The sequence below is a fragment of the Variovorax sp. AC194 genome (genome assembly GCF_979257995.1).
This window is the reverse complement of sequence record NZ_OZ409823.1, coordinates 1842584-1867325: the sequence shown is the minus strand read 5'-3', so window position 1 is coordinate 1867325 and position 24742 is coordinate 1842584. Positions and strand designations below refer to the sequence as shown.

20 protein-coding genes are annotated in these 24742 nt (G+C 68.0%); 1 reads left to right on the top strand and 19 read right to left on the bottom strand.

The genetic code is table 11. The annotated features are described in order from the left end of the window. Window positions 1–407 precede the first annotated feature (407 nt). Window positions 408–1127 (bottom strand): response regulator transcription factor, encoded by a 720-nt coding sequence (locus tag ACZYRS_RS09020; protein WP_463418944.1) that lies wholly within the window; start codon window positions 1125–1127, stop codon window positions 408–410. Next, window positions 1124–2494 carry a cache domain-containing protein gene (locus tag ACZYRS_RS09015; protein WP_463418943.1) on the bottom strand — a complete coding sequence of 457 codons (1371 nt, stop codon included), beginning with the start codon at window positions 2492–2494 and terminating at the stop codon, window positions 1124–1126. The genes ACZYRS_RS09020 and ACZYRS_RS09015 overlap by 4 nt, the downstream gene beginning before the upstream one ends. A gap of 196 nt (window positions 2495–2690) precedes the next feature. On the opposite strand from ACZYRS_RS09015, the gene ACZYRS_RS09010 reads away from it, so the two are divergent. Then, window positions 2691–3110 carry a hypothetical protein gene (locus ACZYRS_RS09010; RefSeq protein ID WP_463418942.1) on the top strand — a complete coding sequence of 140 codons (420 nt, stop codon included), beginning with the start codon at window positions 2691–2693 and terminating at the stop codon, window positions 3108–3110. 57 nt (window positions 3111–3167) lie between these two features. Here ACZYRS_RS09010 and ACZYRS_RS09005 read toward each other — a convergent pair whose 3' ends face one another. The 17 genes from ACZYRS_RS09005 to ACZYRS_RS08925 all read right to left on the bottom strand — a co-directional run bounded on the left by ACZYRS_RS09005 (window position 3168) and on the right by ACZYRS_RS08925 (window position 24739). Further along, entirely contained in the window at window positions 3168–3635 is a 468-nt protein-coding gene (locus ACZYRS_RS09005) for a hypothetical protein (protein WP_463418941.1), read from the bottom strand. Continuing rightward, entirely contained in the window at window positions 3625–4629 is a 1005-nt protein-coding gene (locus tag ACZYRS_RS09000) for a M35 family metalloendopeptidase (RefSeq protein ID WP_463418940.1), read from the bottom strand. The genes ACZYRS_RS09005 and ACZYRS_RS09000 overlap by 11 nt, the downstream gene beginning before the upstream one ends. 92 nt (window positions 4630–4721) lie before the next feature. Further along, window positions 4722–5747, bottom strand: coding sequence for a hypothetical protein (locus ACZYRS_RS08995; protein ID WP_463418939.1), 1026 nt, complete (start codon window positions 5745–5747; stop codon window positions 4722–4724). A gap of 22 nt (window positions 5748–5769) precedes the next feature. Beyond that, window positions 5770–7041, bottom strand: a complete 1272-nt coding sequence (locus ACZYRS_RS08990; protein WP_463418938.1) for an MFS transporter — start codon at window positions 7039–7041, stop codon at window positions 5770–5772. 123 nt (window positions 7042–7164) lie between these two features. Further along, window positions 7165–8103: a VTT domain-containing protein gene (locus ACZYRS_RS08985; RefSeq protein WP_463418937.1), complete on the bottom strand. Its 939-nt coding sequence runs from the start codon at window positions 8101–8103 to the stop codon at window positions 7165–7167. A 117-nt stretch (window positions 8104–8220) separates the two neighbouring features. Then, complete coding sequence (locus tag ACZYRS_RS08980) at window positions 8221–9603, bottom strand: heavy metal sensor histidine kinase (RefSeq protein ID WP_463418936.1); 1383 nt, start codon at window positions 9601–9603, stop codon at window positions 8221–8223. Further along, window positions 9600–10337 (bottom strand): heavy metal response regulator transcription factor, encoded by a 738-nt coding sequence (locus tag ACZYRS_RS08975; protein WP_198786711.1) that lies wholly within the window; start codon window positions 10335–10337, stop codon window positions 9600–9602. The genes ACZYRS_RS08980 and ACZYRS_RS08975 overlap by 4 nt, the downstream gene beginning before the upstream one ends. 29 nt (window positions 10338–10366) lie before the next feature. Beyond that, complete coding sequence (locus ACZYRS_RS08970) at window positions 10367–13543, bottom strand: multidrug efflux RND transporter permease subunit (RefSeq protein ID WP_463418935.1); 3177 nt, start codon at window positions 13541–13543, stop codon at window positions 10367–10369. Next, window positions 13540–14748 carry an efflux RND transporter periplasmic adaptor subunit gene (locus tag ACZYRS_RS08965; protein WP_198786709.1) on the bottom strand — a complete coding sequence of 403 codons (1209 nt, stop codon included), beginning with the start codon at window positions 14746–14748 and terminating at the stop codon, window positions 13540–13542. The genes ACZYRS_RS08970 and ACZYRS_RS08965 overlap by 4 nt, the downstream gene beginning before the upstream one ends. Window positions 14749–14752: 4 nt before the next feature. Beyond that, on the bottom strand, window positions 14753–16237 hold the full coding sequence (locus tag ACZYRS_RS08960; protein WP_463418934.1) for an efflux transporter outer membrane subunit: 1485 nt from the start codon (window positions 16235–16237) through the stop codon (window positions 14753–14755). A 482-nt stretch (window positions 16238–16719) separates the two neighbouring features. Then, entirely contained in the window at window positions 16720–17730 is a 1011-nt protein-coding gene (locus ACZYRS_RS08955) for an aldo/keto reductase (RefSeq protein WP_463418933.1), read from the bottom strand. 88 nt (window positions 17731–17818) lie between these two features. Further along, window positions 17819–19366, bottom strand: coding sequence for an alkaline phosphatase D family protein (locus tag ACZYRS_RS08950; protein WP_463418932.1), 1548 nt, complete (start codon window positions 19364–19366; stop codon window positions 17819–17821). Next, window positions 19363–20115: a glycerophosphodiester phosphodiesterase family protein gene (locus ACZYRS_RS08945; RefSeq protein WP_463418931.1), complete on the bottom strand. Its 753-nt coding sequence runs from the start codon at window positions 20113–20115 to the stop codon at window positions 19363–19365. Before ACZYRS_RS08945 ends, ACZYRS_RS08950 begins: the two co-directional genes overlap by 4 nt. A 32-nt stretch (window positions 20116–20147) precedes the next feature. Next, entirely contained in the window at window positions 20148–21068 is a 921-nt protein-coding gene (locus tag ACZYRS_RS08940; protein WP_198786704.1) for an ABC transporter permease subunit, read from the bottom strand. 24 nt (window positions 21069–21092) lie between these two features. Next, window positions 21093–21998: an ABC transporter permease subunit gene (locus ACZYRS_RS08935; protein ID WP_463418930.1), complete on the bottom strand. Its 906-nt coding sequence runs from the start codon at window positions 21996–21998 to the stop codon at window positions 21093–21095. 28 nt (window positions 21999–22026) lie between these two features. Further along, window positions 22027–23355, bottom strand: a complete 1329-nt coding sequence (locus ACZYRS_RS08930; RefSeq protein ID WP_463418929.1) for an extracellular solute-binding protein — start codon at window positions 23353–23355, stop codon at window positions 22027–22029. Window positions 23356–23386: 31 nt separating this feature from the next. After that, a complete protein-coding gene (locus ACZYRS_RS08925) occupies window positions 23387–24739 on the bottom strand; it encodes a sn-glycerol-1-phosphate dehydrogenase (RefSeq protein WP_463418928.1) in 1353 nt (450 codons plus the stop codon). Window positions 24740–24742 lie beyond the last annotated feature (3 nt).

Below are 24742 nucleotides of genomic sequence, written 5' to 3'. Positions count from 1 at the left end.
ACGTCATTTGGTTAGACGGCCATGGTGTTCGCGCACCGTGGCCGTCGCCTTTTGCGCCTCACGTTCGCATCGCTGCTCATCGCAGCGACAGCCCGCCGTGAAGCAAAGCGGTTCATCTGTCCATCGATCCGATCGGTGTGTGTGAGTGGTGGGTCGTCAGCACCCAAGGGCATTCACTGTAGAGAACCACAGCCCCGCGCAGCGAAAAAATTCTGCCCATTAATTCTCGAATTGCGCGGTCAATCGACGCGCGGCAACCGCAATACACAAAGCTCTGACAGTCCTCTCCAGAGTTCACTGTTGCGGCCGAATCGAAGGTTTCGTCGGTGGCTTTATCAGCGGCTTTATCAGCGGCTTGAGCAACGGTTCAATCGACGGCTACATCGGCCGCGCATCGCGCAAGAAAATCACCCCTGCCCGAACTCCCGCGCATGCTCCACCGCGTACTTGATGAGCTCCGCCTGCCCTTCGATGCCCAGGCGCCGCTTGATGCTCTGGCGGTGCGCCTCCACCGTGCGCACGCTCAAGGAGAGGTCGCGCGCGATCTGCTTGCTCGATTCGCCGCGGCCGAGCGCGGTGAGGATCTCGCTCTCGCGCGGCGTGAGCAGCGGGCGCGGCGCCTGGTTGCGAAAGAGCTTCTTCGAGACGGCCGGGCTCAAAAACGTGCCGCCCGCGGACACCGCCTCGATGGCGGCCACGATCTCGGCCGCGGGCGCGTCTTTGAGCACATAGCCGCGCGCGCCCACCTGCATGGCCTTCTGCACGTACTCGGGGTTGTCGTACATGCTGAGCATCACGATGTGCGGCGCGGGGTGCGATGGCGCTTGCTGTTGATCGCGCTGCAGCACGAGCGTGGCGAGGTCGATGCCGTTCATGTCCTTCATGCCGACATCCACCAGCATGAGGTCGCACCGCAGCGTGTCGATGAGCGCGAGCGCCTCGGCGCCGCTGCCGGCCTCGCCGACGATCTCCAGGTTGGGCATCGCGCCCAGGCGCGCGCGCAGGCCGTCGCGCACGAGCGGGTGGTCGTCCACGATGAAGAGGCGGATGGGCTTGGGTGCCTGCTGCGTGGGCCACTGTGCAGGTGGTGCGGGTGGTGCGGGTGGTGGTGGTGCTGCTGCTGTCATTCCGATTCAGCCCTCGCGTTGCGGGCCGGCACCTCGGCCTCGATGGACGTGTGGCCGCGGCCCGAGCGCATCGCCAGGCGCCCGCCGATCGCCTCGATGCGCTCGCGCATGTTGCGAAGACCGATGCCGTGGCGCGGGTCCAGCTGCATCGCCTCGACGTCGAAGCCCACGCCGTCGTCGCTCACCTCCAGCCGCACGGCCTCGTCGGTGAAGCCCAGCGCGATGTGCACGCGGTGCGCCTCGGCGTGCTTGCGCACGTTGGTGAGCGCCTCTTGCGTCACGCGAAAGAGCGCGGTCTTGGTCTCCTGCGAGAGCTCGAAGGGCTCGCCCTCGACCATGATGGACGCGTCGATGCTGCCCTCTTCGCCGAACTCGTGGCCCAGGCGCTCCAGCGCGGCGGGCAGGCCCAGCGTGTCGAGCAGCGCGGGGCGCAGGCGGTGCGAGATGCGGCGCACTTCGGTGAGCGAATCGTTCAGGCGCTGCAGCGCCTTGCCGAGCGCGGGCGGCGCCGCGTGGTGGTCGCGGCCGAGCGCATCGACGGCCGATTCGATCAGGAGCTTGGCCGACACCAGCGTCTGGCTCGTGCCATCGTGCAGCTCGCGCGCGAGGTGGCCGCGCTCTTCTTCCTGCGACTGCACCACGCGCCGCGCGAGGAGCCGCAGCTTGGCCTCGGCCACGCGGTGTTCGCTCAGGTTCAGAAACAGGCCCGCCGCGCTCACCACGCCCAGGCACAGCGCCGCGATGCCCGCGATCCACAGCAGCGTGGCGGTGACGTTGGCGTTCATCTGCTTGTCGAGAGCGTCCATGGTCGATTCGATGTCGTCCAGGTACAGGCCCGTGCCGACCATCCAGTTCCAGCGCGGCAGCGCCGTCACGTAGCCCAGCTTGGGCGCCATCTGCGCGCTGGAGGGCTTGCGCCATTCGTACTCGACGTAGGCGCCACCGTTTTCCTTCGCGCCCTTGATGAGCTCCTGGATGGTGAAGCGCCCCTTCGAATCGCGCATGCCCCAGAGGTTCTGGCCGACCAGCTCGGGCTGGCGCGAATGCATGAGGGAGTTGCCCTCCAGGTCGTAGACGAAGAAGTAGCCGTCGTCGCCGTAGTCCAGCGCCGCCAGGCGGCGCAGCGCCTCGTTGCGGGTGGCCTCGTCGTCCTGCCCCGAGTCGTACAGCGGCCGCAGGTTGCTCACGGCCAGCTCGACGTAGCTGCGCAATTCGCTGCGCCGCTGGGCCATGTAGCTGCGCTCGATGAGCGCGCGCTCGCGCTGCGCAAGGTCGTGCTCCTGATGTCGCACCGCCAAGGCCACGAGCACCAGCGCGACGAGCAGCGGGGCGACGGCCAGCGCGACGATCTTGGTGCGGAGGTTCATGGGGGAGGAAGACTAACACTGGGGGCGGGTGGGAGAAATTGGTCCGAGGGTTCGCGGAAAAAGTCCATGCGGGGTGACGTTGGTTGACAGTGCGCCAAGCCGGATCGGCCTACAACACAGGCACGCCAACTAACGAGGGATGAAGCATGGAGCTATGCACCAAGTGCCGCGTGCAAGGAAAGCCGCAGGGGGTCGCATGCAACTAGGCAACGTGCTCGGGCTATGCCTCCTGGCAATCGCCTGCTCGACGTCGGCCGCCGATGCCACATTCACCGGCAGTTTCAGCGGCACCGGCAGGGCCTGCAACGGCAGGCTTCACGTTCGCAGCAAAGCCATCGAATGGAAATCGAGCTTCAGCACCTGCCGGCGCAGTGCCTACGAAGTGCTTGAAAAAAGCCAGATCGATGGCAAGCAGCGGATTGCTTTTCGCTTGAAGGCATATGGCAATCATTGCCTGTACGAGGTGCTCGCGCTCGAACAGATCGATGGCACGGATTGGACTGCGGACGGCTATCCGTCGCTCGAGGCGTTTCATAAGACAGACCTGCCGGACTGGCGAGGCTCTCCCCTGCCGCAACGGCTGGTGCTGGAGTGCCCGATGACGCGATTGGAGTGAACGTGTGTCGCACCAGCTAACGATGAAACCTGAGGGCTCGATGCCCTCAGGTAAATCTCAGCGCTCGTACTTGAACTCGGGGATCGGTTTCGGATTGCAGTCCGGCAGGTTCAAAGCCACAGCGTCCGGATAGAGCTGCACCGATGCGAAATCGTTGCTCGACACGCCAAGCTGATTTCTCTCTCGATAGGCATGCGAGGAGAGCCTGATGGGCAACCTCACAGGGAGCAGGATGCGCAGCGCGCGCCCGGTGTTCTCGGCACGCCTGCGCGCCAGCTCTCGTGTCGCGGCGAGAGACGTTCCCGTTGCCTCGATCGACGCGCCCGCTTCAACGGACGCATCGACGTAATTCGCGAACATCGATTGGGCGCGATCGATCCATGCAACCAGCTTGACGATCTGGGCGCTGTCGAGATCTGCTGAACCTTCGGCGAAGGCCAGCGGGACTTGAACGATGCGCTGGCATGCCGACGCGCAAGTACAACCCGCGAGGACAAGGATCGATACGAGTGCTCTAGCTTGCATAGAACACCTCGCCCCAGACCACATACCCCGCGATGCTGTCCGCGTTTGCCCTCATTTTTTCAGGCGACGATTTCGCTGCGTCGCGGCTCGAGCGCAGGTAGTACAGCGTGTCGAGGCTGCCGAAGCAGTCATCGAAATGAGTGATCTCGTGAATCAATGTCGAAAGCATCGAGTCCTCGTCCGCAGAGAGCGGGCGAAGCTCGCAGAACTTCAGGTTGATCGCGATGGTGCGAGTTTGGATATCCGGCCTGCAGACCGCCGCAGCGGCGTCGTCGGCGTTGCGCGGCAGTATGCAGCCGACGTTCTTCAACGCGACTTCGGAGAAGCGGACGAAGTTGCTGCAATTCAAGGCGCGGAGCACCCGTGCGCAGGCTGCGAGGCCCGTCTTCAGGTAATCGCGCATGGGTTCGCCCGCTATGCCGAACCAGTCCTTTACGCGACGCTGATCAGGCTCTCCCCAACGCTCCAGCTCCGGAAGGCGCTTTTTCTCGATGAGCGATATCGCCTTGTCCCGCAGGTCCAGCATCAGGGCACAGAACGCCTTGTTCGTCATGTTCGGACAGATGTTTTCGGTCTGCTCGGCCTCCGGCGGATGCTTGACCCCGTCGTCCACCAACCTCTTCATGCCGATGCGTCCGGCGTGGTCTTGCGGGACGGGGAGATCCATCACATCGGGGAGTGGCGCGCCATCGGCACCCTGCCACAAGTCGTCGTACCACGCCGTGGCTTGAAGGGTCGAGGCGATGGGCTGCGGACGAGGACAGTGGCACACGACCACATCCCCCGCCAACGCGACCTCGGAGATGAAGCCCTCGCGCCGCGGGCCGCCGGCCTTGGCGATGATGCCGACGCTGTGGCATCCCTCGCAATAGGCTCGGCCGCCGATGAGGGCCACTTGGTGGCCGTGGATGATCGAGCTCAGCGCGCCGACATAAGGCAGCACCCGGCCGCCGCAGATCGGCGGATCGCCGACCACAAGAGTTCTGCGCATCATTCCCTGCTCCCGAAGTTTTGGACTTCAGGTTTTAGGTCGATGCACCGAATGACACTGTTGCCTAACGTGAATCGGGTTGGGCGTTTTCCTCGCTATCGCTGGATTTCGCTCGGGGGTATGTCGGTGCGTCCGGAGTTTTCGTTTTGCGGCAGCAACCCACGCCCGCCCAACGCCTCCAGCAGCGCCTCCTGATCCGCCCCGCCTTCAAGCAACAGATCCAGGTTCTTGCCCCTCTTCGGCCGGATCGCAAGAAAGTCGAATTCGTACCCAAGGCCGCGCGCATGCCGATGACTGATACGGGCCTGCATCAAGTCGATCTGCCATGCGCCATCGGTGCTGCGCAACCGTGCGCCGTCGAGCTCGAAGGCGCGCACCCGCGAATGCGACAGGAGGCCGATCTGCGCGAAGGGAATGGCCCATACCAGCCACGCGATCATCGGCAGGAGCACGCAGAGCGCCACCACCGTCTTCAGGAAGCCGACGTCGGGCGCGTACAGCACCAGTGCCACGCCCGCAGCGGCGGCGAGCGCATACCCCGCCACGATCCATGCGAGAAAACATCGCCAGCAAAAAACGATGGCGCGGCTTTGCAGGATGCCTGTCGCTGTCGCCATTGCCCCTGCATCGCTCCTGAGCGCGAGATAGTGGTTGATGACCGGTGCCAGTTCATCGACAGGCGCCGTGAGCATCAGCTTGTTGAAGGGGCGCGTGTGAACGACCAGGTAGTTGTCGCTGTCGGGAATGCCCTCGATGGTCAGCACGTCGATCCATTGCACATGGCCGAGCCCGTCGATCGACAGGCCGCGCTCGTTGACGTCGACCTGCGCGCTGGCGCTGAACGCCTTCGGCCGGCGCTTGACCGATGCGAGCCAGCGCTCTTCGACCCAGATCCACGCAGCGGCGACAACGAGGAGGCCGACCATCCACACGGCGATGAGCACCAGCAGCGCGACGGTGCTCAGCACGGCACGCCAACCGGTCGCGTCTTCGTCGAAGAGCCATGCGGCACCCATCATCATCAGGGCGGAATACACCGTGCAGAGGACCACGATCGCCCCGATGCCGCGAGCGTCCATCTGCGTGACGGGGATCTTTCGCGAGAAGACCGGTGGGTTCATGGCGCGGCGGCGGGAACCTCGCTTATCCGCCGACTGCCAGAGGCACGGGCCGGCGACGGAACTCCGTCAGGTACAGCAGCAACGCCATCGACACGAACCCGCCCCCCAGCAGGCACAACCCGGTCCAGCCGTGGAACGCATACACCGCCGCCGCAATGCCCGACGCCACGGCCGCGCAGATGAAGATGAAGGTCATGAAAAGGCCGTTGAGCCGCCCCCGCAGTTCGGGCGCCAGCATGAAGAGGCTGCGGAAGTTCAGCACCTGGCACAGCTGCACCGCGCCGTCGAGCAGGATGCCCGCGGCGACCAGTCCGGCCAGCGAATGGAAGTGCATCGATACGGCGCCGAGCACGAAGGACAAGAGCGCAACGACGATCGCCACGCCCGTCGCGGGCCGCGTCCATCCACGATCGGCCAAGCGCCCCGCGACCGGCGCCAGCAGCGCCCCCGCCGCACCCGCGAGCGCGAAGAGGCCGATGCCGCGCTGGCCCATGCCGAACTCGTGCACCAGCGCGAGCGGCACGGCCGTCCAGAAGGCCTGGAAGCCCGCGAACATCATTCCCTGGTACCACCCTCGGCGGCGCAGCAGCGGCGTGTTCCACACGATGCCGGGCAGCGACGCCATGGTGCGTGCATAGCCGATCGAGGCATGCGGCCTACGCTCGGGCAGCACGCGCCACAGCACGGCGATGAGCGTGGCCATGAGCACGGCCGAGATCCAGAACAGCGCGCGCCAGCCCAGGCTCGCGGCCACCATGCTGGCGAAGGGGCGCGACAGCATGATCCCGCCCAGGAGGCCCGCCATGATGTTGCCGACCACCTTGCCGCGCGAGGCCTCGGGCGCGAGGTGCGAAGCGAAGGGCAGCAGCACCTGCGCCGCGACTGCGCAGGCGCCGACCATGAAGGACGCCGCGAGAAAGGTCACGGCCGAGTTCGAGAGCGCGATGCCCACAAGCCCGATGACCGCGCCGAACAGCGCGCCGATGATGAGCCGCCGGTTCTCGATCACGTCGGCCAGCGGCACCAGCAGCAGGAGGCCGGCGCCGTAGCCCAGCTGGGTCAGCGTCATGATCAAACCCGCCAGGCCCGCATGCAGCTGCAGCGCGTCGGAGATCGGGCCGATCAGCGGCTGGGCGTAGTAGATGTTGGCCACGCACAGGCCGCAGGCCACGGCGAAGACGAAGGTGAGGGCAGGCGTCAGCGTTGGCGCGTGTTCGCCATGGCTGGCACGGTGGGCCTTGTCGGCCCGGGCGATGTTCGCCGCGGAGGGAGTGGGAGCGTCGGGGAGTGGCACGGGAGGCCTCGGTAACTGGGGGAGCGGTGGGAGCGGAGGGAGCGGAAAGAGGGGGCGCCAAGGGTTAACCCGGCCCCGGGGCACCTTAGCACGCGAGGCTTGTTCCTGCAGGCGCGGGGCTGGTCAGTGCAGGCTGGTGGGCCGGCCCGAGGCCACCCACGCATCGAGCCCGCCGGTCAGCGGCAAGGCGCGCCGCGCACCGCGCGCCAGCAGCACGCGCGCGGCCTGCGCGGCCGACACCTCGTTGGGGCAGTTGCAGTACAGCACCACGTCGCGGTTGGGGTCGATCGCAAGGTCCAGGTGGCGGTGCTGCAGCGCCTTCAAGGTGTAGGGCAGCGCACCCGGAATGCGGCGCGGATCGACCTGCACGCCGGCCTTGCCGCGCACGTCGATGATCAAGGGGGGCTCCTCGCCGCCGAGCATGTCGTACAGCTCGTCCACCGAGATGCGCGGCATGCCCGTCAGGCGCATGAAGGCGCGGCGGCGCCAGTAGCGCACGGCCAGGATCACCAGCAGCAGCACCGCGATCGCGGCGGTGGCGATGCCGCCGGCCTGGGCCAGCACGGCGAGCACTTCCTGGATCTGGTCGCGAAAGGCCCAGCCCAGGCCCAGGAACAGGCCCGTCCAGATGAGCGCGGCGCCCACGTCGAAGCTGATGAAGCGCCGCACCGACATGCCCAGCGCGCCGGCCATCGGCGGAGCCACCACCGAGACGCCCGGCACGAACTTGGCGGCCACGAGCGATAGGCCACCCCAGTCGGTGATGAGCGATTCGCCGCGCCGCACGCACGAGTCGGGCGACAGCGAGATGCGGCACAAAAGGCGCATGAAGCGGTAGCCGAAGCGGCGGCCCGCGTAGAACCAGGCGCCGTCGCCCAAGAGGTTGGCGACGACCGCGGCGAGCACCACGCCGACGACCGACACATCGCCCGCCGCCAGCAGCGCGCCGGTGACCACCAGCACCGCGGCGGCCGGCACCGGCAGGCCCAGGCGGGCGGCAAAGCTCGCGGCGAACACCACCAGGATCGCGTTCTGCACCAGCAGCGACATCAGCTGCGCCATGCCAGCCTTTCGGTCGATGCGCCAAGCAGTTGCGGGGTGGGAGCGGGGTTCATGCGAGCCCCGATTGTCCGGTATGGCCCAAGAACGTACCGGGCGCAGGCCATTCGAAAGCGCGTTTCAGCCGGTCCGCGAGACACTGAAAGCGAAGGTGTTCACCCCGCCCTCGCTCGATGCGCTGACCTGCCCGCCGTGCATGCTCGCCACCGCCTTCACGATGGCCAGGCCCAGGCCGTGGCCGTGGTGCTCGCCGCTGTCGTTGCGGGACGCGTCCACGCGGTAGAAGCGGTCGAACAGGTGCTGCAGGTGCAGCTGGCCGATGGCCGCGCCGGGGTTCGACACGGCAATCCATGTCGCCGCGGTTTCCTCCCGCAGCGTGACGGTGATCTGCGCGCCCGGCGGCGAGTGCTCGATGGCGTTCTGCAGCAGGTTCGACATGGCGCGGCGAAAGAGCGCGCTCTCCAGCCGCGCCTCTGCCTCCACGTCGCCCGCGATGCCGACGCGCGAGCCGCTTTCGTCGAGCACGAACTCGAAGAAGTCGATGGTCTTGCGCACCTCCTGCGCCACGGGCGTGAGCACGAGGCCGGTGGCCACCTCGCCGCGGTCGGCGCGCGCGAGAAAGAGCATGTCGTTGACGATGGAGCGCAGCCGCTCCAGGTCTTCCAGGTTGGCCTGCAGCACCTCCTCGAAGTCGCCCGCGCTGCGCTGGCGCGAGAGTGCGACCTGCGTGCTGCCGATGAGGTTGGCGAGCGGCGTGCGCAGCTCGTGCGCCACGTCCGCATTGAAGGCCTCCAACTGCCCGTAAGCCTCTTCGAGCCGGGCGAGCGCGCCGTTGAAGGCCTCGGCGAGCGCCGAGAGCTCCACCGGCAGCGCCGTGGTCTGCAGGCGCTGCGACAGGGTCTTGGGGCGCAGTGCCTGCGCTTCGCCCGACAGCCGCTCGAGCGGCCGCAGCCCGACGCGCGCGATCCAGTAGCCCGCGACCGCCACCACCAGCACGCCGCCGAGCCCGAGCGCGAGCAGCGCGGTCAGGAAGGTCTCGCGGGTGCGTTCGTAGGGCTCGGAGTTGCGTCCCACGATGAGCCGCACCGCCGGCCGGTTCTCGAACGGCGGCACGTGGACCGAGAGCGTGCGGAACGGCCGCTCCTGCCCGGGCAGCACGATGTCGGTGCTGCGGCCGTTGGCCTCGCGGGTGAGGCCGTCGATTTCGGCCAGGCCTTTGCCGTACTGGAAGCGCGGGTCGTCGCTCAGCACCCAGAAGCGCACGCTGCCGTCCTCGGGCGTGAGCGCGTCCATGCGGGCCTGCACGCGCGACCAGCGCTCGGGCGTGCCGATGGCCTGGATCCAGAACTGCAGGCTCTTGACGGTGGTGTCGAGCTCCTCGTACTGGTGGCGCTCCAGCTCGCGCGCGAGCACGCCGTGCAGCGCGGCACCGATGAGCGCGAAGGTGGCGAGCGCCGCCACCGTGAACATCGCCACCAGCCGCACGGTGATGGAGCGCTTCACGGGGCGCCGCCCTCCCCTTGTGCTTCGTTCTGGCCGCCTGCGTCGGCGTCGCGCTGTTCGCTCGCCTCGCGCACCTCCATCACGTAGCCCATGCCGCGGATGGTGTGCAGCACCTTGGGGCTGAAGTGCGCATCGATCTTGTCGCGCAGCCGCTTGATGGCCACCTCGACCACGTTGGTGTTGCTGTCGAAGTTCATGTCCCACACCAGCTCGGCGATGGCGGTCTTCGAGAGGATCTCGCCCTGGCGCCGCGCGAGCACCGCCAGCAGCGCGAACTCCTTGGCGGTGAGGTCGATGCGCGTCGCGCCCCGGAAGGCTTTGCGCGCGAGCAGGTCGATCTGCAGGTTGGCAATGCGCAGCTGCACGGGCTCCTGCTTCCTCCCGCGGCGGTTGAGCGCCTGCAGGCGCGCCAGCAGCTCGAGGAACGAGAAGGGCTTGATGAGGTAGTCGTCCGCGCCTTCGTGCAGGCCCTTGATGCGGTCTTCGACGCGGTCGCGCGCGGTGAGCATGATGACCGGCGTTTCCTTGACGGCGCGCAGCGCGCGCAGCACCGCGAAGCCGTCCTGCCCCGGCAGCATGACGTCCAGCACGATCACGTCGTACTCGTGGGTGAGCGCCAGGTGCTGGCCGTCGATGCCGTTGTGCGCCATGTCGACCGTGCAGCCCTGCTCGGTCAGCCCCTTGGAGAGGTAGTCCGCGGTTCTCAGCTCGTCTTCGACAATCAGGATCTTCATGTGCGTGTCTCGCTCCATTCGGCTGGCACCTAACCGTGCGCTTGCGCCACCGGCGGGATCTCTTCGCCGTTCCCTGCACCCTTGCGGGCCTTGCGCGCTTCCTTGCGGCGCAGGTACCAGTAGTGGGCGCGGTCCAGGTACAGGTAGACCACCGGCGTGGTGAACAGCGTGAGTGCCTGCGAGAGTATCAGCCCGCCGACCATCGCGTAGCCCAGCGGCCGGCGCAGCTCCGAGCCCGAGCCGTGGCCCAGCATCAGCGGCAGGCCCGAGAGGAGCGCGCACATCGTGGTCATCATGATCGGACGGAAGCGCAGGAGGCACGCCTGGTAGATCGCCTCCTGCGGCGCCATGCCCTGCTCGCGCTCGGCCTTGAGCGCGAAGTCGATCATCATGATGCCGTTCTTCTTCACGATGCCGATCAAGAGGATGATGCCGATCAGCGCGATCACGCTGAGGTCGTAGCCCCCCGCCATGAGGATGAGCAGCGCGCCCACGCCGGCCGAGGGCAGCGTCGAGAGAATCGTGAGCGGGTGGATGTAGCTCTCGTACAAAAGGCCCAGCACGATGTACACCGCCACCAGCGCCGCGGCAATGAGGTAAGGCTGCGACGACAGCGAATCCTGGAACGCTTGCGCCGTGCCCTGGAACGAACCGCTGAGCGACTGCGGCAGGCCCATGTCGGCCTGCGCCTTGTTGATGGCGTTGACCGCATCGCCCAGCGCATGGCCCGGTGCGAGGTTGAACGAGATCGTCACCGCCGGGAACTGCCCCTGATGGCTGATCGAGAGGTACGCGGTCTTGCTGGTGTCCACCTTCACGAAGGTCGACAGCGGCACCTGCTGGCCGGTGAGCGGCGAGGTGAGGTACAGCTTGCTGAAGAGCGCCGGGTCCTGCTGCAGCGCGGGCGTCACTTCCAGCACCACGTGGTAGCTGTTGAGCTGGGTGAAGTACTGCGCCACCTGCCGCTGGCCGATCGCGTCGTAGAGCGTCGCGTCGATGGTCGCGGGCGAGATGCCGAAGCTCGATGCGCGGTCGCGGTCGATGGTGAGCACGGCCGATGCGGCGGCGTTCTGCTGGTCCGAGGCGAGGTCGGTGATCTCGGGCAGCTGCCTGAACCGCGCGAGCAGCTTGGGCGCCCAGGTGTTGAGCTCGTCCAGGTTAGCATCGGTCACCGTGTACTGGTATTGCGTGCGCGACGACCGGCCGCCCACGCGGATGTCCTGCCCCGCCTGCAGGAACAGGTTCACGCCCTGCACCTTGGCCAGTTGCGGGCGCAGCCGCGTGATGATCTCGTCGGCGGTGGCGCTGCGGCCTTCGTCCTTGGGTTTGAGGCTGATGAAGAAGTTGCCGGTGTTGTAGGTCGAGGAGCTGCCGTTCATGCCGAAGCCGGTCACATCGGGGTCCTTGCGCACCACGTCGGCCAGCTCGAGCATGCGGGCGTTCATGGAGGCGAACGACGCGTCCTGCGCCGATTCGGCAAAGCCCGAGATGAAGCCCGTGTCCTGCTGCGGGAAAAAGCCCTTGGGGATGACCATGAACAAAAAGCCCGTGGCCGCCACCGTGGCGATGAAGACCATCAGCGTGATGAATTGGTGATCGAGCACCACGTGCAGCCCGCGCTTGTAGCCGTTGAGCATCGCATCGAACCCGCGCTCGAACAGCTGGTAGAGCCGCCCGTGCTTGCGCGCGTGCTCGTTCTTCAGGAAGCGCGAGCACAGCATCGGCGTGAGCGTGAGCGAGATCACGACCGACACCACGATGGTGAGCGTCACGGTCACCGCGAACTCGCGGAACAACCGCCCCACGATGCCGCCCATGAGCAAGAGCGGAATGAACACCGCGATGAGCGACACCGAGATCGAGATGATCGTGAAGCCGATTTCGCCCGCGCCCTTGTACGCGGCTTCCAGCGGCGACATGCCCTCTTCCACGTAGCGGTAGATGTTCTCCAGCATCACGATGGCATCGTCCACCACGAAGCCGACCGCAATGGTGAGCGCCATGAGCGAGAGGTTGTCCAGGCTATAGCCCAGCAGGTACATCACCGCCACCGTGCCCAGGAGCGCGAGCGGCACCGTCACGCTGGGGATCAGCGTGGCCGGCACGTTGCGCAGGAACACGAAGATCACGGCCACCACCAGCGCGATGGTCAGCAGCAGCGTGAACTCCACGTCTTTCACCGACGCGCGGATGGTCTGCGTGCGGTCGATGATCGCGTTGACGTCGACGGTCGGCGGAATCGATGCCTTCAGGCGCGGCATCGCGGCGTTGATGCGGTCCACCGTCTCGATCACGTTGGCGCCCGGCTGCTTGGTGATGGCCAGCACGATGGAGCGGCCGTTCTGCACGGTGCTGCCCGCGGGCGCGGCGGCGCCGGCGTAGGCCCAGCCGGCGATCTTCGCGTTCTCGGGGCCGTCCACGGCCACGCCGATGTCGCGCACGCGGATCGGCGCGCCGTTGCGGTAGGCCAGCAGCACGTCGTTCCACGGCTGCGCCTTCAGGAGCTGGTCGTTGGTGTAGACGGTAAAGCTCTGGTTCGGCCCGTCGATCGTGCCCTTGGGCGCGTTCACCGTCGCCGATGCGAGCACGGTGCGCACGTCCTCCAGGCTCAGGCCCAGCCCGGCCATCTTGGTCGGGTCGAGCTGCACGCGCACCGCGGGCTTCTGCGCACCGCCGATGTTCACCAGGCCCACGCCCGCGATCTGCGAGATCTGCTGCGCGAGGATGTTGTCGGCGTAGTCGTTCACCTCGGTGAGCGGCAGCGTCTTCGATTGCACCGAGAGGATCAGGATCGGCGAATCCGCCGGGTTCACCTTGCGGAACGTGGGCGGGCTCGGCAGGTTGGCCGGCAGCTGGCCGGTGGAGGCGTTGATGGCCGCCTGCACGTCGAGCGCGGCGGCATCGATGCTGCGGTCCAGGTCGAACTGCAGCGTGATCTGCGTGGAGCCCAGGCCGCTGGTGGAGGTCATCTGCGAGAGGCCCGCGATCAGCGAGAACTGCCGCTCCAGCGGCTGCGCCACGTTGGACGCCATGGTCTCGGGGCTCGCGCCCGGCAGGTTGGCCGAGACCTGGATCGTCGGAAAGTCGACCTGCGGCAGCGGTGCCACCGGCAGCAGCGGAAACACCGCCGCACCGACCAAGAGGATGGCGAGCGCCAGCAGCGTGGTGCCGATGGGGCGTTTGATGAAGGCGGCGGAGATGCTCAATTGCCGCTCCCGCTGGGGGTGGTGGCAGCGGTGGCGGCCGCGGCCTTCTTGGCGGGCGGCGGCTCGACGATGCTGGAGCCTGGCTTGAGCTTGTACTGCCCATCGACCACCACGCGCTGGTCGGCTGCCAGGCCCTTGTCGATCACGGCCACGCCGTCGGCGATCTGCAGCACGTGCACCGGCACGTTGCTGGCCTTGTTCTCGGCATCGACCACCCAGATGTAGGTGCCGTCCTGGCCGCGCTGCACGGCGGCGGCGGGCACGGTGAGCGAGTCGGGCCGGCGGTCCAGGTCCAGCCGCACGTTGACGTACTGGCCGGGCCACAGCGTGTGCTGCGGGTTGGCGAAGCTGCCCTTGAGCTGCACGGTGCCGTTGGTGGTGTCGATCTGGTTGTTCAGCAGGATGAGCTTGCCGGCGCCCAGCATCTGGTTGCCGGCGCGGTCGTAGGCCACCACCGCGAGCGGCTGGTTGCTCTGCTGCTGCACGCGGTTGATGTCCTGCACCGCCTCTTCGGGCAGCGTGAACTGCACCGCGATGGGGTCGATCTGGTTGATGACGACCAGGCCGTTGGTGTCGGCCGCATGCACGATGTTGCCCGGGTCCACCAGCCGCGCGCCGACGCGGCCGTTCATCGGCGAGACGATGCGCGTGAAGCTCAGTTGCACCTCGGCGAACTGCACCTGCGCGGCATCGGTCTGCACGGTGGCGGCGAGTTGGTTGACCAGCGCCTTCTGCGTGTCGAGCTGCTGCTGCGTGGCGGCGTCCTGCGCGATCAGCGTGGTGTAGCGCTTCAGGTCCGCGCGGGCGTTGGCCAGTTGCGCCTCGTCCTTCGCTCGGGTGGCCTGCGCTTGCGCGAGCTGCGCCTGCAGCGTGCGCGGGTCCAGCTGCGCGAGCAGCTGGCCGGCCTTCACGTCCTGCCCTTCGGTGAAGCCGACCTTGTCCAGCTGCCCGTCGATGCGCGCCTTGACGGTGACCGTGGCCATCGAGGCGACGGTGCCGATGCCCGAGCGGTAGACCTGCACGTTCTGCGGCGTGACGCGCGCGGTCGTCACCTGCACGGGCGGTGTCTTGGGGGCTTCGGGCTTGGCGCCGAAGGCCTTGTTGTGGTTGAGCGCCCAGGCGCCGCCGCCCAAAACGATCACGAGCGTGGCGGCCGCGACCCAGGTCGAGCGGCGCTGAAGGGGGGCTTGGGTTGTCGTCGTCATGGCATCAATTTCCGGAAGTCGTTGCAGCGGCGGCGTCGGCGGTCCAGCCGCCGCCGGTGGCCGCGATCAGCGAGACGCTGGCCGCGAGCTGGCGGCCGAGCACCTGCGCGGCGGTGCGCTGGTTGGTGAGCGAGAGCTGCTGGGCCGTCACCACGCTCAGGTAGGTGGCAGTACCGGCGCGGTACTGGCTCAGCGCCAGGCGCTCGGCCAGTTGCGAGGCCTGCACGGCCTGCGCCTGCAGCGCGGACTCGCGGTCGAGCACCCGCAGCGCCGCGAGGTTGTCCTCGACCTGCTGGAAGCCGCCGAGCACGGTCTGCTTGTACTGCGCGACCGAGGCGTCGTAGACGGCCACGGCCTGGTCGGTGTGGGCTTTGCGCAGGCCCCCGTCGAACACCGTTTGCGCAAGTGCCGCGCCGAGCGACCACACGCGGCTGGGTGTGTTGAAGAGCGAGGCGAGGTTGCCGGCACTGAATCCACCGCTCGCGCTGAGCACGATCTGCGGGTAGTACGCCGCCTTGGCCACGCCGATGTTGGCGTTGGCCGCCTGCACGCGGCGCTCGGCGCCCGCGATGTCGGGGCGGCGCTCCAGCAGTTCCGAAGGCAGGCCCGCGGGGGTGACCGGGAGCTGCACGCGCAGCGCCTCGGTGGACGAGAGCGAGGCGGGCGTCGCCTGTGCGGATGAAGCCAGCGGCTGCAGCGAGAACGATGCGGGCGCCTGCCCTGTCAGCACCGCGACGGCGTGTTCGAGCTGGCTGCGCTGCGCTTCGAGATCGACGGCTTGCGCCTCGGCGGTCTTGAGCTGGCTCTCCGCGAGGGCCACGTCGGAGCGCAGCACCGTGCCCGCGGCGTACTGGTGCTGCGTGAGTTCGAGCGCCTTGGCGTAGGCCGCGGTGGTGCTGGCATACAGGTCGCGCTGCAGGTCGATGACGCGGATCTGCAGGTAGTCCTGCACGAGCGTGGTCTGGATGCTCAGTCGCGCGCCGGCGAGGTCATCGGCGCTGGCCTGTGCGTCGGCGTTGCCGGCCTCGACGGAGCGGCGCACGGCGCCCCACAGGTCGGGCTCCCAGCTCGCGGCGAGGCCCAGGGTGTCGGTGGTGCCCAGCTTGACGGCGCCGGTGCTGTTGGTCTGCGCGCGGGTCCCGCCTGCGTTGATGCCCACGGTCGGGAAGAAGCCCGCGTGCGCGGCGGCTGCTATCGCCTGTGCCTCGCGGTACTGGGCCTCGGCGACGCGGATGTTCTGGTTGGCGGCGTTGGCCTGCACGACCAGCGCGCTCAGCGTGCCGTCGCCGTAGGCCTCCCACCAGGGATGGCTGGCGTCGATGACCTGCGGGGTGGCGGTCTTCCAGGGGCCGGTTTCCTTGTAGGCGACCGGCAGGTCCATGGAGGGCCGCACGTAGTCGGGGCCGACGGCGCAGCCCGCGAGCAGCAGTGCGGCGAGCGCGATGGCTGTCGCCTTGTACGAAGAGGGAGTTGCAGCAAAGAGAACCATGGTGGGTTCACTCTAAGAACCCCCATCAAACCCTTCGCTGTCCACTAACTGACAGTTCTGACAGTTTCCGGTTTTGCTCCCTCCCCCACTGGGGGAGGGTTGGGGTGGCGGCACGGCGGCGCTCGCCTCGGACGCTCTGCCTGCCCCCATCCCAACCTTCCCCCAGAGGGGGAAGGAGCAATGCAATCAGCGCGCGATGTTGAACGTCGATGGCTTGGGTTTTGCCCCCTCCCCCACTGGGGGAGGGTTGGGGTGGGGGCACGGCGGCGCTCGCCTCGGACGCTCTGCCTGCCCCCATCCCGGCCTTCCCCCAGAGGGGGAAGGAGCAATGCAATCAGCGCGCGATGTTGAACGTCGATGGCTTGGGTTTTGCTCCCTCCCCATCTGGGGGAGGGTTGGGGTGGGGGCACGGCGGCGCTCGCCTTGGGCGCTCTGCCTGCCCCATCCCGGCCTTCCCCCAGAGGGGGAAGGAGCAATGCATTTCAGCGCGGCGCGTCGCCCTTGCGGTACTCGGCCGTGAGCTCGTCGAGCTTCTGCTTGAGCGCCGGATCGAGCTTGTACTCGGCCGCCGCGATGGTCGCCTCGAGCTGCTCGGGGCGGCTCGCGCCGAGCAGCGGCGCGGTGATCAGCGGGTTGGCCATGACCCACGCCACCGCCAGCGTCGCGAGCGGCACGCCCGCCTCGTCGGCCAGCTTGTGCAGCTGCGTCACGGTGTTGAAGCTGCGCTCGTTCCAGTAGCGGTCCTGGTACATGTTGCCGGCGGTGCCGAGCGTGAAGCGGGTGTTCTCCTGGGGCTTGGCGCCGGGCTTGTACTTGCCGGTGAGGAGGCCTCCGGCCAGCGGGTTGTAGGGGATCACGCCCAGGCCCTCTTCGCTCGCGAGCGGCAGCAGCTCGCGCTCGATCTCGCGGAACAGCAGGCTGTAGCGCGGCTGCACCGAGACGAAGCGCGTGAACCGGTGCAGGTCGGACTTGCCCAGCGCGCGGGCCAGGCGATAGGCCAGGAAATTAGACACGCCGATGTAGCGCGCGCGGCCCGACTTCACGATGACATCGAGCGCCTCGAGCGTCTCTTCGAGCGGCGTCTCGCGGTCGTCCATGTGCAGCTGGTAGAGGTCGACGTGATCGGTCTTCAGGCGCTTGAGCGAGAGGTCGATGGCATCGAGCAGGTGCTTGCGCGATGCGCCCTGGTCCCACGGATTCGGGCCGACCTTGTTGACCGCCTTGGTGGCGACCACGAAGCGGCGGCGGCCCGCGGGGCCTTGTTTTTCGAGCCAGTTGCCGATGATCTCTTCGGTGCGACCGGTGGTCTCGACGGTGCCGCCGAGCGGGTACACGTCGGCGGTATCGAGGAAGTTGATGCCGCCTTCGGCCGCCTTGTCCAGGATCTGGTGCGACACGGCCTCGTCGGTCTGCAGGCCGAAGGTCATGGTGCCCAGGGCGAGGCGGGACACGGTGAGGCCGGTGCGGCCGAGTCGGGTGGTGGGAATGCTCATGGGGGCGCGCTCCGAGGGAGATGAGGGAGGGATGGGGGGCGGCGGCCATCATAGGCACGGCCGCGCAATCCTGCAGGCGCGGGAGATTTCAGGTGGTTTCCAGATGCACGCCGGGCGCGCCGCGCGCCACCGAGAAGCGGGCCATGGGGGCCACGGCCGAGTCGGCGTTCTTCTCATCGTCCACCGCGCGGAACTCGACCGCGCAGCCGCGCGCATCGAGCGTCATGAGCGCATAGCCGCGCTTGTCGGCGCGGCCGTAGCGCAGGTGCTCGTTCTTCGCAAGCATGTTGGCCACGCTCGCGGCGCTCGGGCCTTCGGAGGTGATGGCGCCGCCGACGAACTCGGTCGCGATGGCCGCGCCTTCCGGCTCGCGGCGCAGGTCGGCGGCCCAGAACGCGTGCACGTCGCCGCTCACTACCAGCGCATCGCCGCCGCGCGCCTTGTTCGCGGCCAGCGCGTCGAGGAGGCGCGTGCGGGAGGCCGCGTAGCCGTCCCAGCCGTCCATCCAGTAGCCGTGCTCGGGGCCGCGCTTGCGGTCGGCCTCGGCGAGCAGCGTGGGCTGGGCGATGACGGTCCAGCGCGCGGGCGGCGCGGCCAGTTCGTTCGCGAGCCACGCCTCCTGCTTCGCGCCGAGAAAGCTGCGCCCGGGCGCGGACCGGTCGGCGCAATCGGCCAGCGGCGAGGCGCTGCGGCCCGCGAGGCACGCATGGTGCGAGCGGTACTGGCGCCCATCGAGCAGCAGCACGTCGAGCATGCGGCCGAAGCGGTGGCGGCCGTAGATGATGGCATCGGCGCCGCGCGGCCGCATGCTCGCGGGCACGGGCATGTGCTCGTACCACGCTTGGTACGCGGCGGCGCGGATCGCGAGGAATTGCGCGGGGTCGATGGTGCGCGGCGAGACGTCGTCGGTGTAGTCGTTGGCCACCTCATGGTCGTCCCAGGTCACGAGCCAGGGGAAGGCGGCGTGCGCGGCCTGCAGGTGCGCATCGGTCTTGTAGAGCGCGTAGCGGTCGCGGAACTCGGCCAGTTGCGTCGGGATGCCGCCTTCGTGGCGGCGCACGTGGCGTGAACCCCAGGAGCTTTCGTAGATGTAGTCGCCCAGGTGCACGACGAAGTCCAGCGGCTGCGCGGCCATGTCGCGGTACGCCGCGTAGTAGCCCTGCTCGTACTGCTGGCACGAGGCGAAGGCGAAGCGGATGGACTGCGAAGCGTCGTCGCCCTCCGCCGGCGCGGTGCGCGTGCGGCCGACGGGGCTTCGTGCGCCGCCTGCAGTGAAACGGTACCAGTACGGGCGGCCCGGCTGCAGCCCCTGTACCTCGACATGCACCGAATGCGCGAGCTCCGCCGTGGCCGTCGCCGTGCCCTTGGCGACGATGCGCCGGAAGCGCTCGTCCTCCGCGACCTCCCACCGCACATCGACCGGCGCATCGCCCATGCCGCCGCCTTGCAGCGGCTCGGGTGCGAGCCTCGTCCACAGCACCATGCCATCGGGCCGGGGCGTGCCCGAAGCCACGCCCAGCGTGAAGAGGTCGCGCGATGCCTGCTGCGCGTGCAGTTGAAGAAAAGGATGGCCCAGCGACGCGGCGGCGAGCCCGCTGCACAGCAGGCGCCGTCGCGATATCGGCCATGCGCTCATCGGCGCGCGGCCAGCGCGAGGTCGGGCCGGTCGGTGGTGATCTGCCGTATCGGCATCGCGAGCCAGTGCGCGATCTCGTCGGGCTCGTTGATGACCCATGCACCCAGCCGCTCGGTGCCGAGCGCGGCCAGGCACTGCGACCACGTCGCCGCGAGCAGCTTCTTCTCGACGGCGACCACGCACCCCGGCATCGCCGCATAGCGCGCGAGCGCGCGGCCGATGCCGCCGAGCATCTCGGCCGAGCGGTGGTCCAGCGACGCGAGCACGCGGCCGCCGGGCCAGCAGGCGAGCACCTGCTCCAGCACCTCGGGCACGAAGCAGGTGAGGTAGCTGCGCTCGGCCACGCCCGCGTCGTGCAGCGCCTGCACCATGCGCGCGACGGCGCCCGCGGGCAGTTCGCCGGCCGCGTCGGTCTTGATCTCCACATGCAGTTCCATGCGCGTGGGCGCGAAAAGGCGCAGCACCTCGGTGAGCGACGGCACGCATTCGCCGCGCTCACCACCGTGCTCGCCCTGGCCTTCGCGCAGCCGCGTCGCCAGCACCTCGGCGCCCGTGCGGTCGCGGATGGGGCCGGTGCCTTCGGTGGTGCGGTCCAGCAGCGGATCGTGAATGACCACGGCCGTGCCGTCGCGCGTTTCCTGCACATCGAACTCGACCGCATCGGCGCCCGATGCGATGAGCTTGCGAAAGCCGCCCAGGCTGTTCTCGGGCCAGAGGTTGCGTGCGCCGCGGTGCCCCACGATGATCATTTTCTGCAGTGTCCTTGTTGGTTGCATGCGCTTCACTTGCTGCTGTCCACCAGCCCTTTGACGAACGACCGCTGCAACGCTACCACCACGAGAATGGGCGGCAGCATGGTAAGGAGCGCGGCGCTCATTGCCACGTTCCAGGCCGGTTGCGAATCGGCGCGCGGGATCAGGTGCTTCAGGCCGATCACCGCGGTCGCCATGTCCTTGTCTGTGGTGAAGAGCAGCGGCCAGAGGTACTGGTTCCAGCCGTAGAGAAACAGGATGATTGCGAGCGCCGCGATGTTCGAGCGCGAGAGCGGCAGCAGGATGGTCCAGAAGAAATGCATCGGCGAGGCACCATCGATGCGCGCCGCTTCGCACAGCTCGTCGGGCACCGTGAGGAAGAACTGGCGGAACAGGAAGGTGGCCGAGGCCGAGGCGATGAGCGGAAGGATCAGGCCCGGGTACGTATCGACCATGTTCCACGAGAGCTGGATGTCGATGCTGTGGCCGGTGACCGCATTCCACAGCTGCGACAGGTGCAGCGTCTCGACCAGCCATTGCACCGGCAGCGCCGCATTGGCGACCGACTCGTAGGTCGGCGAAATGCGCACCTCGATCGGCAGCATCAGCGACACGAAGATGAGCCAGAACGCCGTCATGCGAAAGCGAAAGCGGAAGTACGTGATCGCGAAGGCCGACAGCAGCGACACCGCGATCTTGCCGACCGTGATGCCCAGCGCGACGATGAACGAGTTGAGAAACAGCCGGCCGAAGTTGGCCTGCGTCCATGCGGTGCGCAGGTTCTGCACGAACTGGTCGCCGGGGAGCCATGGCAGCGGCACCTGCTGCACCTCGCCGATGGTGAGCGAGCCCGCGACGAAGGCGAGGTACAGCGGCACGCAGACGCACGCCACGCCCACCAGCAGGATCGCGTGGCAGACGGCATCGAGCACGGGGGCGCGTTCAACCATGGCGGCGGTCCTTTGTCTGAAGCGTCATACGTCGTAGCTCACGCGCCGCTCCACGTAGCGGAACTGCAGCAGCGTCATGAAGAGCGCGAAGATCATCAGGATGACCGACTGCGCGGCCGAGGACCCGAGATCCAGGTTGATGAAGCCATCGACGTAGACCTTGAACACCAGCACGTTGGTCGCGCCCGCCGGCCCGCCCTGCGTGACCGCATCGACGATGGCGAAGATCTCGAAGAAGCCGTAGACGAAGTTCATCACCGCGAGGAAAAACATCGTCGGCATGAGCAGCGGCAGCCCGATGCTGAAGAAGCGCTTGAGCGGCCCCGCGCCATCGACGGCCGCCGCCTCGAGCAGCGACGAAGGCACTGCCAGGAGGCCCGCGAGCAGGAAGATGTAGTCGTAGCAGACGTGCTTCCACGAGGCGGCCAGGATCACCAGGATCATCGCGTCGGAGCCCACGCGGTTCGGGTCCCACGCAAAGCCGATCGCATGCAGCACGTGCGCGAGCGGACCGACCGCAGGGTTGAAGAGGAAGGCCCAGAGGATGCCCGCGATGACCGGCGCAATGGCATAGGGCAGCAGGATGATCGCCTTGTAGATGCCGCGCCCGCGGATCACGCGGTCGCTCGCGAAGGCCAGCACCAGCGCGACCGCGATGGTCAGCAGGTTCTGCAGGATGGTGAACACCACCGTGACCTTCACCGACTCGTGGTACGTCTCGCTCCGCAGCAGCTGCGCGAAGTTGTCGAAGCCCACGAAGTGCACCGTGTTGCCGAACGGGTCGGACAGGAAGAAGGCCTGCCCGAGCGCGCGGAACGACGGAATGAAAAAGAAGAACAGCAGGATCGCCAGCTGCGGCAGGAGCAGCAGCACGGGCAGGCGCACGTCCTTGAAGTGCGCGCGCTTGAGTCCTGCTTCGGGCTTGGCCATGCTTCGTTCTTCCGGGCCCGGTGCCGCTTCAGTAGCGGCCCTTGTTGAGCTTTTCGTACTGGCGCAGGATTTCGTTGCCGCGCTTGACGGCATCGTCCATCGCCACCTGCGGCGTCTTCTTGCCCGCGACCACGTTCTCGAACTCGTCGCGCTGCGCCATCATGGTCTGCGTGAAGTTGCCGAAGTGAAAGCCCGTGGAGTTGGCCGTGGGCGTGCCGCGCGTGAGCTGCAGGATCGCGATCTCGCGCGTCGGGTGGTCCTTGTAGTAGCCCTGCGACTTCGCCATTTCATAGGCCTTGTTGGTCAACGGCACGTAGCCCGTGGCCTTGAGCCACCAGACCTGCGTCTCGGGCTTGGCGAGGTAGTCCAGGAACGCCGCGGCGGCTTCGTACTCCGCCGGCTTCTGGCCCTTCATGACCCACAGCGACGCACCGCCGATGGTGCTGTTCCGGGGCTGCTTGCCCTCTTCCCACGGCAGGTACGTGGCGCTCCAGTCGATCTTGGCCTCGCGCTCGATGCCGCTGTGCGCGGCCGTGGAGGCGAAGAAGGTGGAGCACTTGCCCGAGGTGAACAGTTGCTCGGGGCTCAGGCCCTGGCCGGCGATCTGCATCACGCCGTCGTCGATCCATTTCTTGATGCGCCCGACCTGCGAGACCACCGAGGTCTTGTTGTAGGTGAACTCGGTGTCCAGGCCCTGGTAGCCGTTGGCCTTGGTCGCGTACGGCAGGTCGTTGATGGCGCTGTAGTTCTCCAGCAGGCTCCAGTGGTAGTCGCCCGCGAGCACCGAGCCGCAGGCCGAGATGCCTTTCTGCTTGATGGCGTAGAGCTGCTTTTCCAGCTCCTGCCAGGTCTCGGCGGGCTTGGCGAAACCGGCCTTCTCGAAGTGCGTCTTGTTGTACCAGAGGATGGGCGACGACGAATTGAAGGGCATCGTCATGAGCTTGCCCTTGTAGCTGTAGAAGCCCGCCACGGGCTTGACGAAATCGGCCCACTCGACCTTGTAGCCGCGCTGGTCGAGCAGGTCCTGCACGGGCATCGTCGCGTCCGAGAGCAGCATGGTCATGAAGCCGCGTTCGTAGATCTGCACGAGCGCCGGCGCGCGCTTGGCGCGGTAGGCGGCGATGGTGCCGTTGATGACCTCGTCGTAGTTGCCCTTGTTGACGGCCACCACCACGTACTTCTGCTGCGAGGCGTTGAAGTTCTTCACCAGTTCGTCGACGCGCTCGCCCAGCGCGCCGCCCATGGCGTGCCACCACTGGATCTGCACGGGTTGTGCCGCTGCCGGCATGGCGCTCGCGAGCCATAGCGCGGATGAGATGGCCAGCGTGGCCAGGGTGCTGCGTCGTTCGAGATTCATCGCTGTCTCCTGTGGATCGTGGGGTGCAGGTTCAGGCGGACCAGAAGCCGCCGGGGCTGAAGAGATCGGTGATCGCGGCATCGAGCCAGCCGAGTTCGTCGAGCAGGTCGAGCACGGTGTAGCGGCGCCGGATGAGGCGCGCGCGGCGGTAGTCGGCGGCCAGGCGCGCGGCGGCGATGCCCAGGTCGTCGGGGTGCGCGGCGCCGCCGAGGGTGCGCAGGCGCTGCTGCATGTCGGCCGCGCCGATGAGCTGGTGCGCGAGTTGGGCGCGCAGGTCGGGCCAGAGGGCGATGAGGTTTTCGATGCGGGCGCGGCGGCCGCCGGCGGCGCGCTTGGCTTGCATCTCCTCGCGCGCGGCGGTGCGGAATTCTTCGCGGTCGAAGGCGGCCTCGATCTCGCGTGAGAGTGCGCTGTCGTCCCAGCCGTCTTGCGCCTGCACTGCAGCCGATGCGAAGGCGGCATCGGGCCGCGCCAGCAGCCATTCGTACATCGCGAGCATCGCGACGCAGCCGACGCCCACGCAGGCGCCGTGCGCGGCGGGTTCGCCGTCGATCTGCAGGTTCTCCATCTCCCAGAGGTGGGAGAACTGGTGGTCGCTGCCGCTGGCCGGGCGCGAGTTGCCGTGGGCCTGCATCGCGAAGCCGCTGACCAGGAGGCCCGCCATGAGGTCGCCCGTGGCCTCGGGATCGCGCGCGGCGATGCGGCCGGGCGCGCCGAGCCAGTCGCGCAGGTGCGCCTGCACCATGTCGTAGGGGCGGCGGCTCAGGGCCTCGACGCCCAGTGCATCGGCCAGCAGCCAGTCGGCGCCGGCCACGGTCTTGCCCGCGAGATCGCCGTAGCCCCATGCCGTCATGCGCGCGGGGGCGGCGCCCAGCACGCCCAGGTCAGCGAGCACCGCGACGGGCGGCGGGCACGCGAGCGTGCGCTTGAAGCCGTCCTCATCGAGCAGCGCCGCGCCGGAGGCGGCGTAGCCGTCCATCGAGGCGGCGGTGGCGAAGCAGACGTAAGGCTTGCCCGCGATCGACGCCGCGTGCTTGACCAGGTCGCTGATGACGCCCGAGCCCACAGCCACCGGCGTGAGGTCGTGCGCGGCGAGCTGGCGCGCGATGGTGGCCGAGGCCGAGACGCGGGGCTTGAGGCGTGGCCGCGCGGGCAGCATGAGCGGCGGCGCGAGCGCGATGCCGCGCGCCTCGAGCAAGGCCTGTGCAGCCTCTCCCGCGACGTCCCAGGTGGTCTCGTCGGTCACGAGCATCCAGCGCGCGCCGGGGGCGGCGCGCTGCAGCACGTCGGGCATCGCGCGCACCGCGGCACGCTCGACGACGACTTCTTTCGTGACCGCGGCATCGCGCAATGCGGCCCGCAGCGGGGATGTCTGTTCGCTCATGTC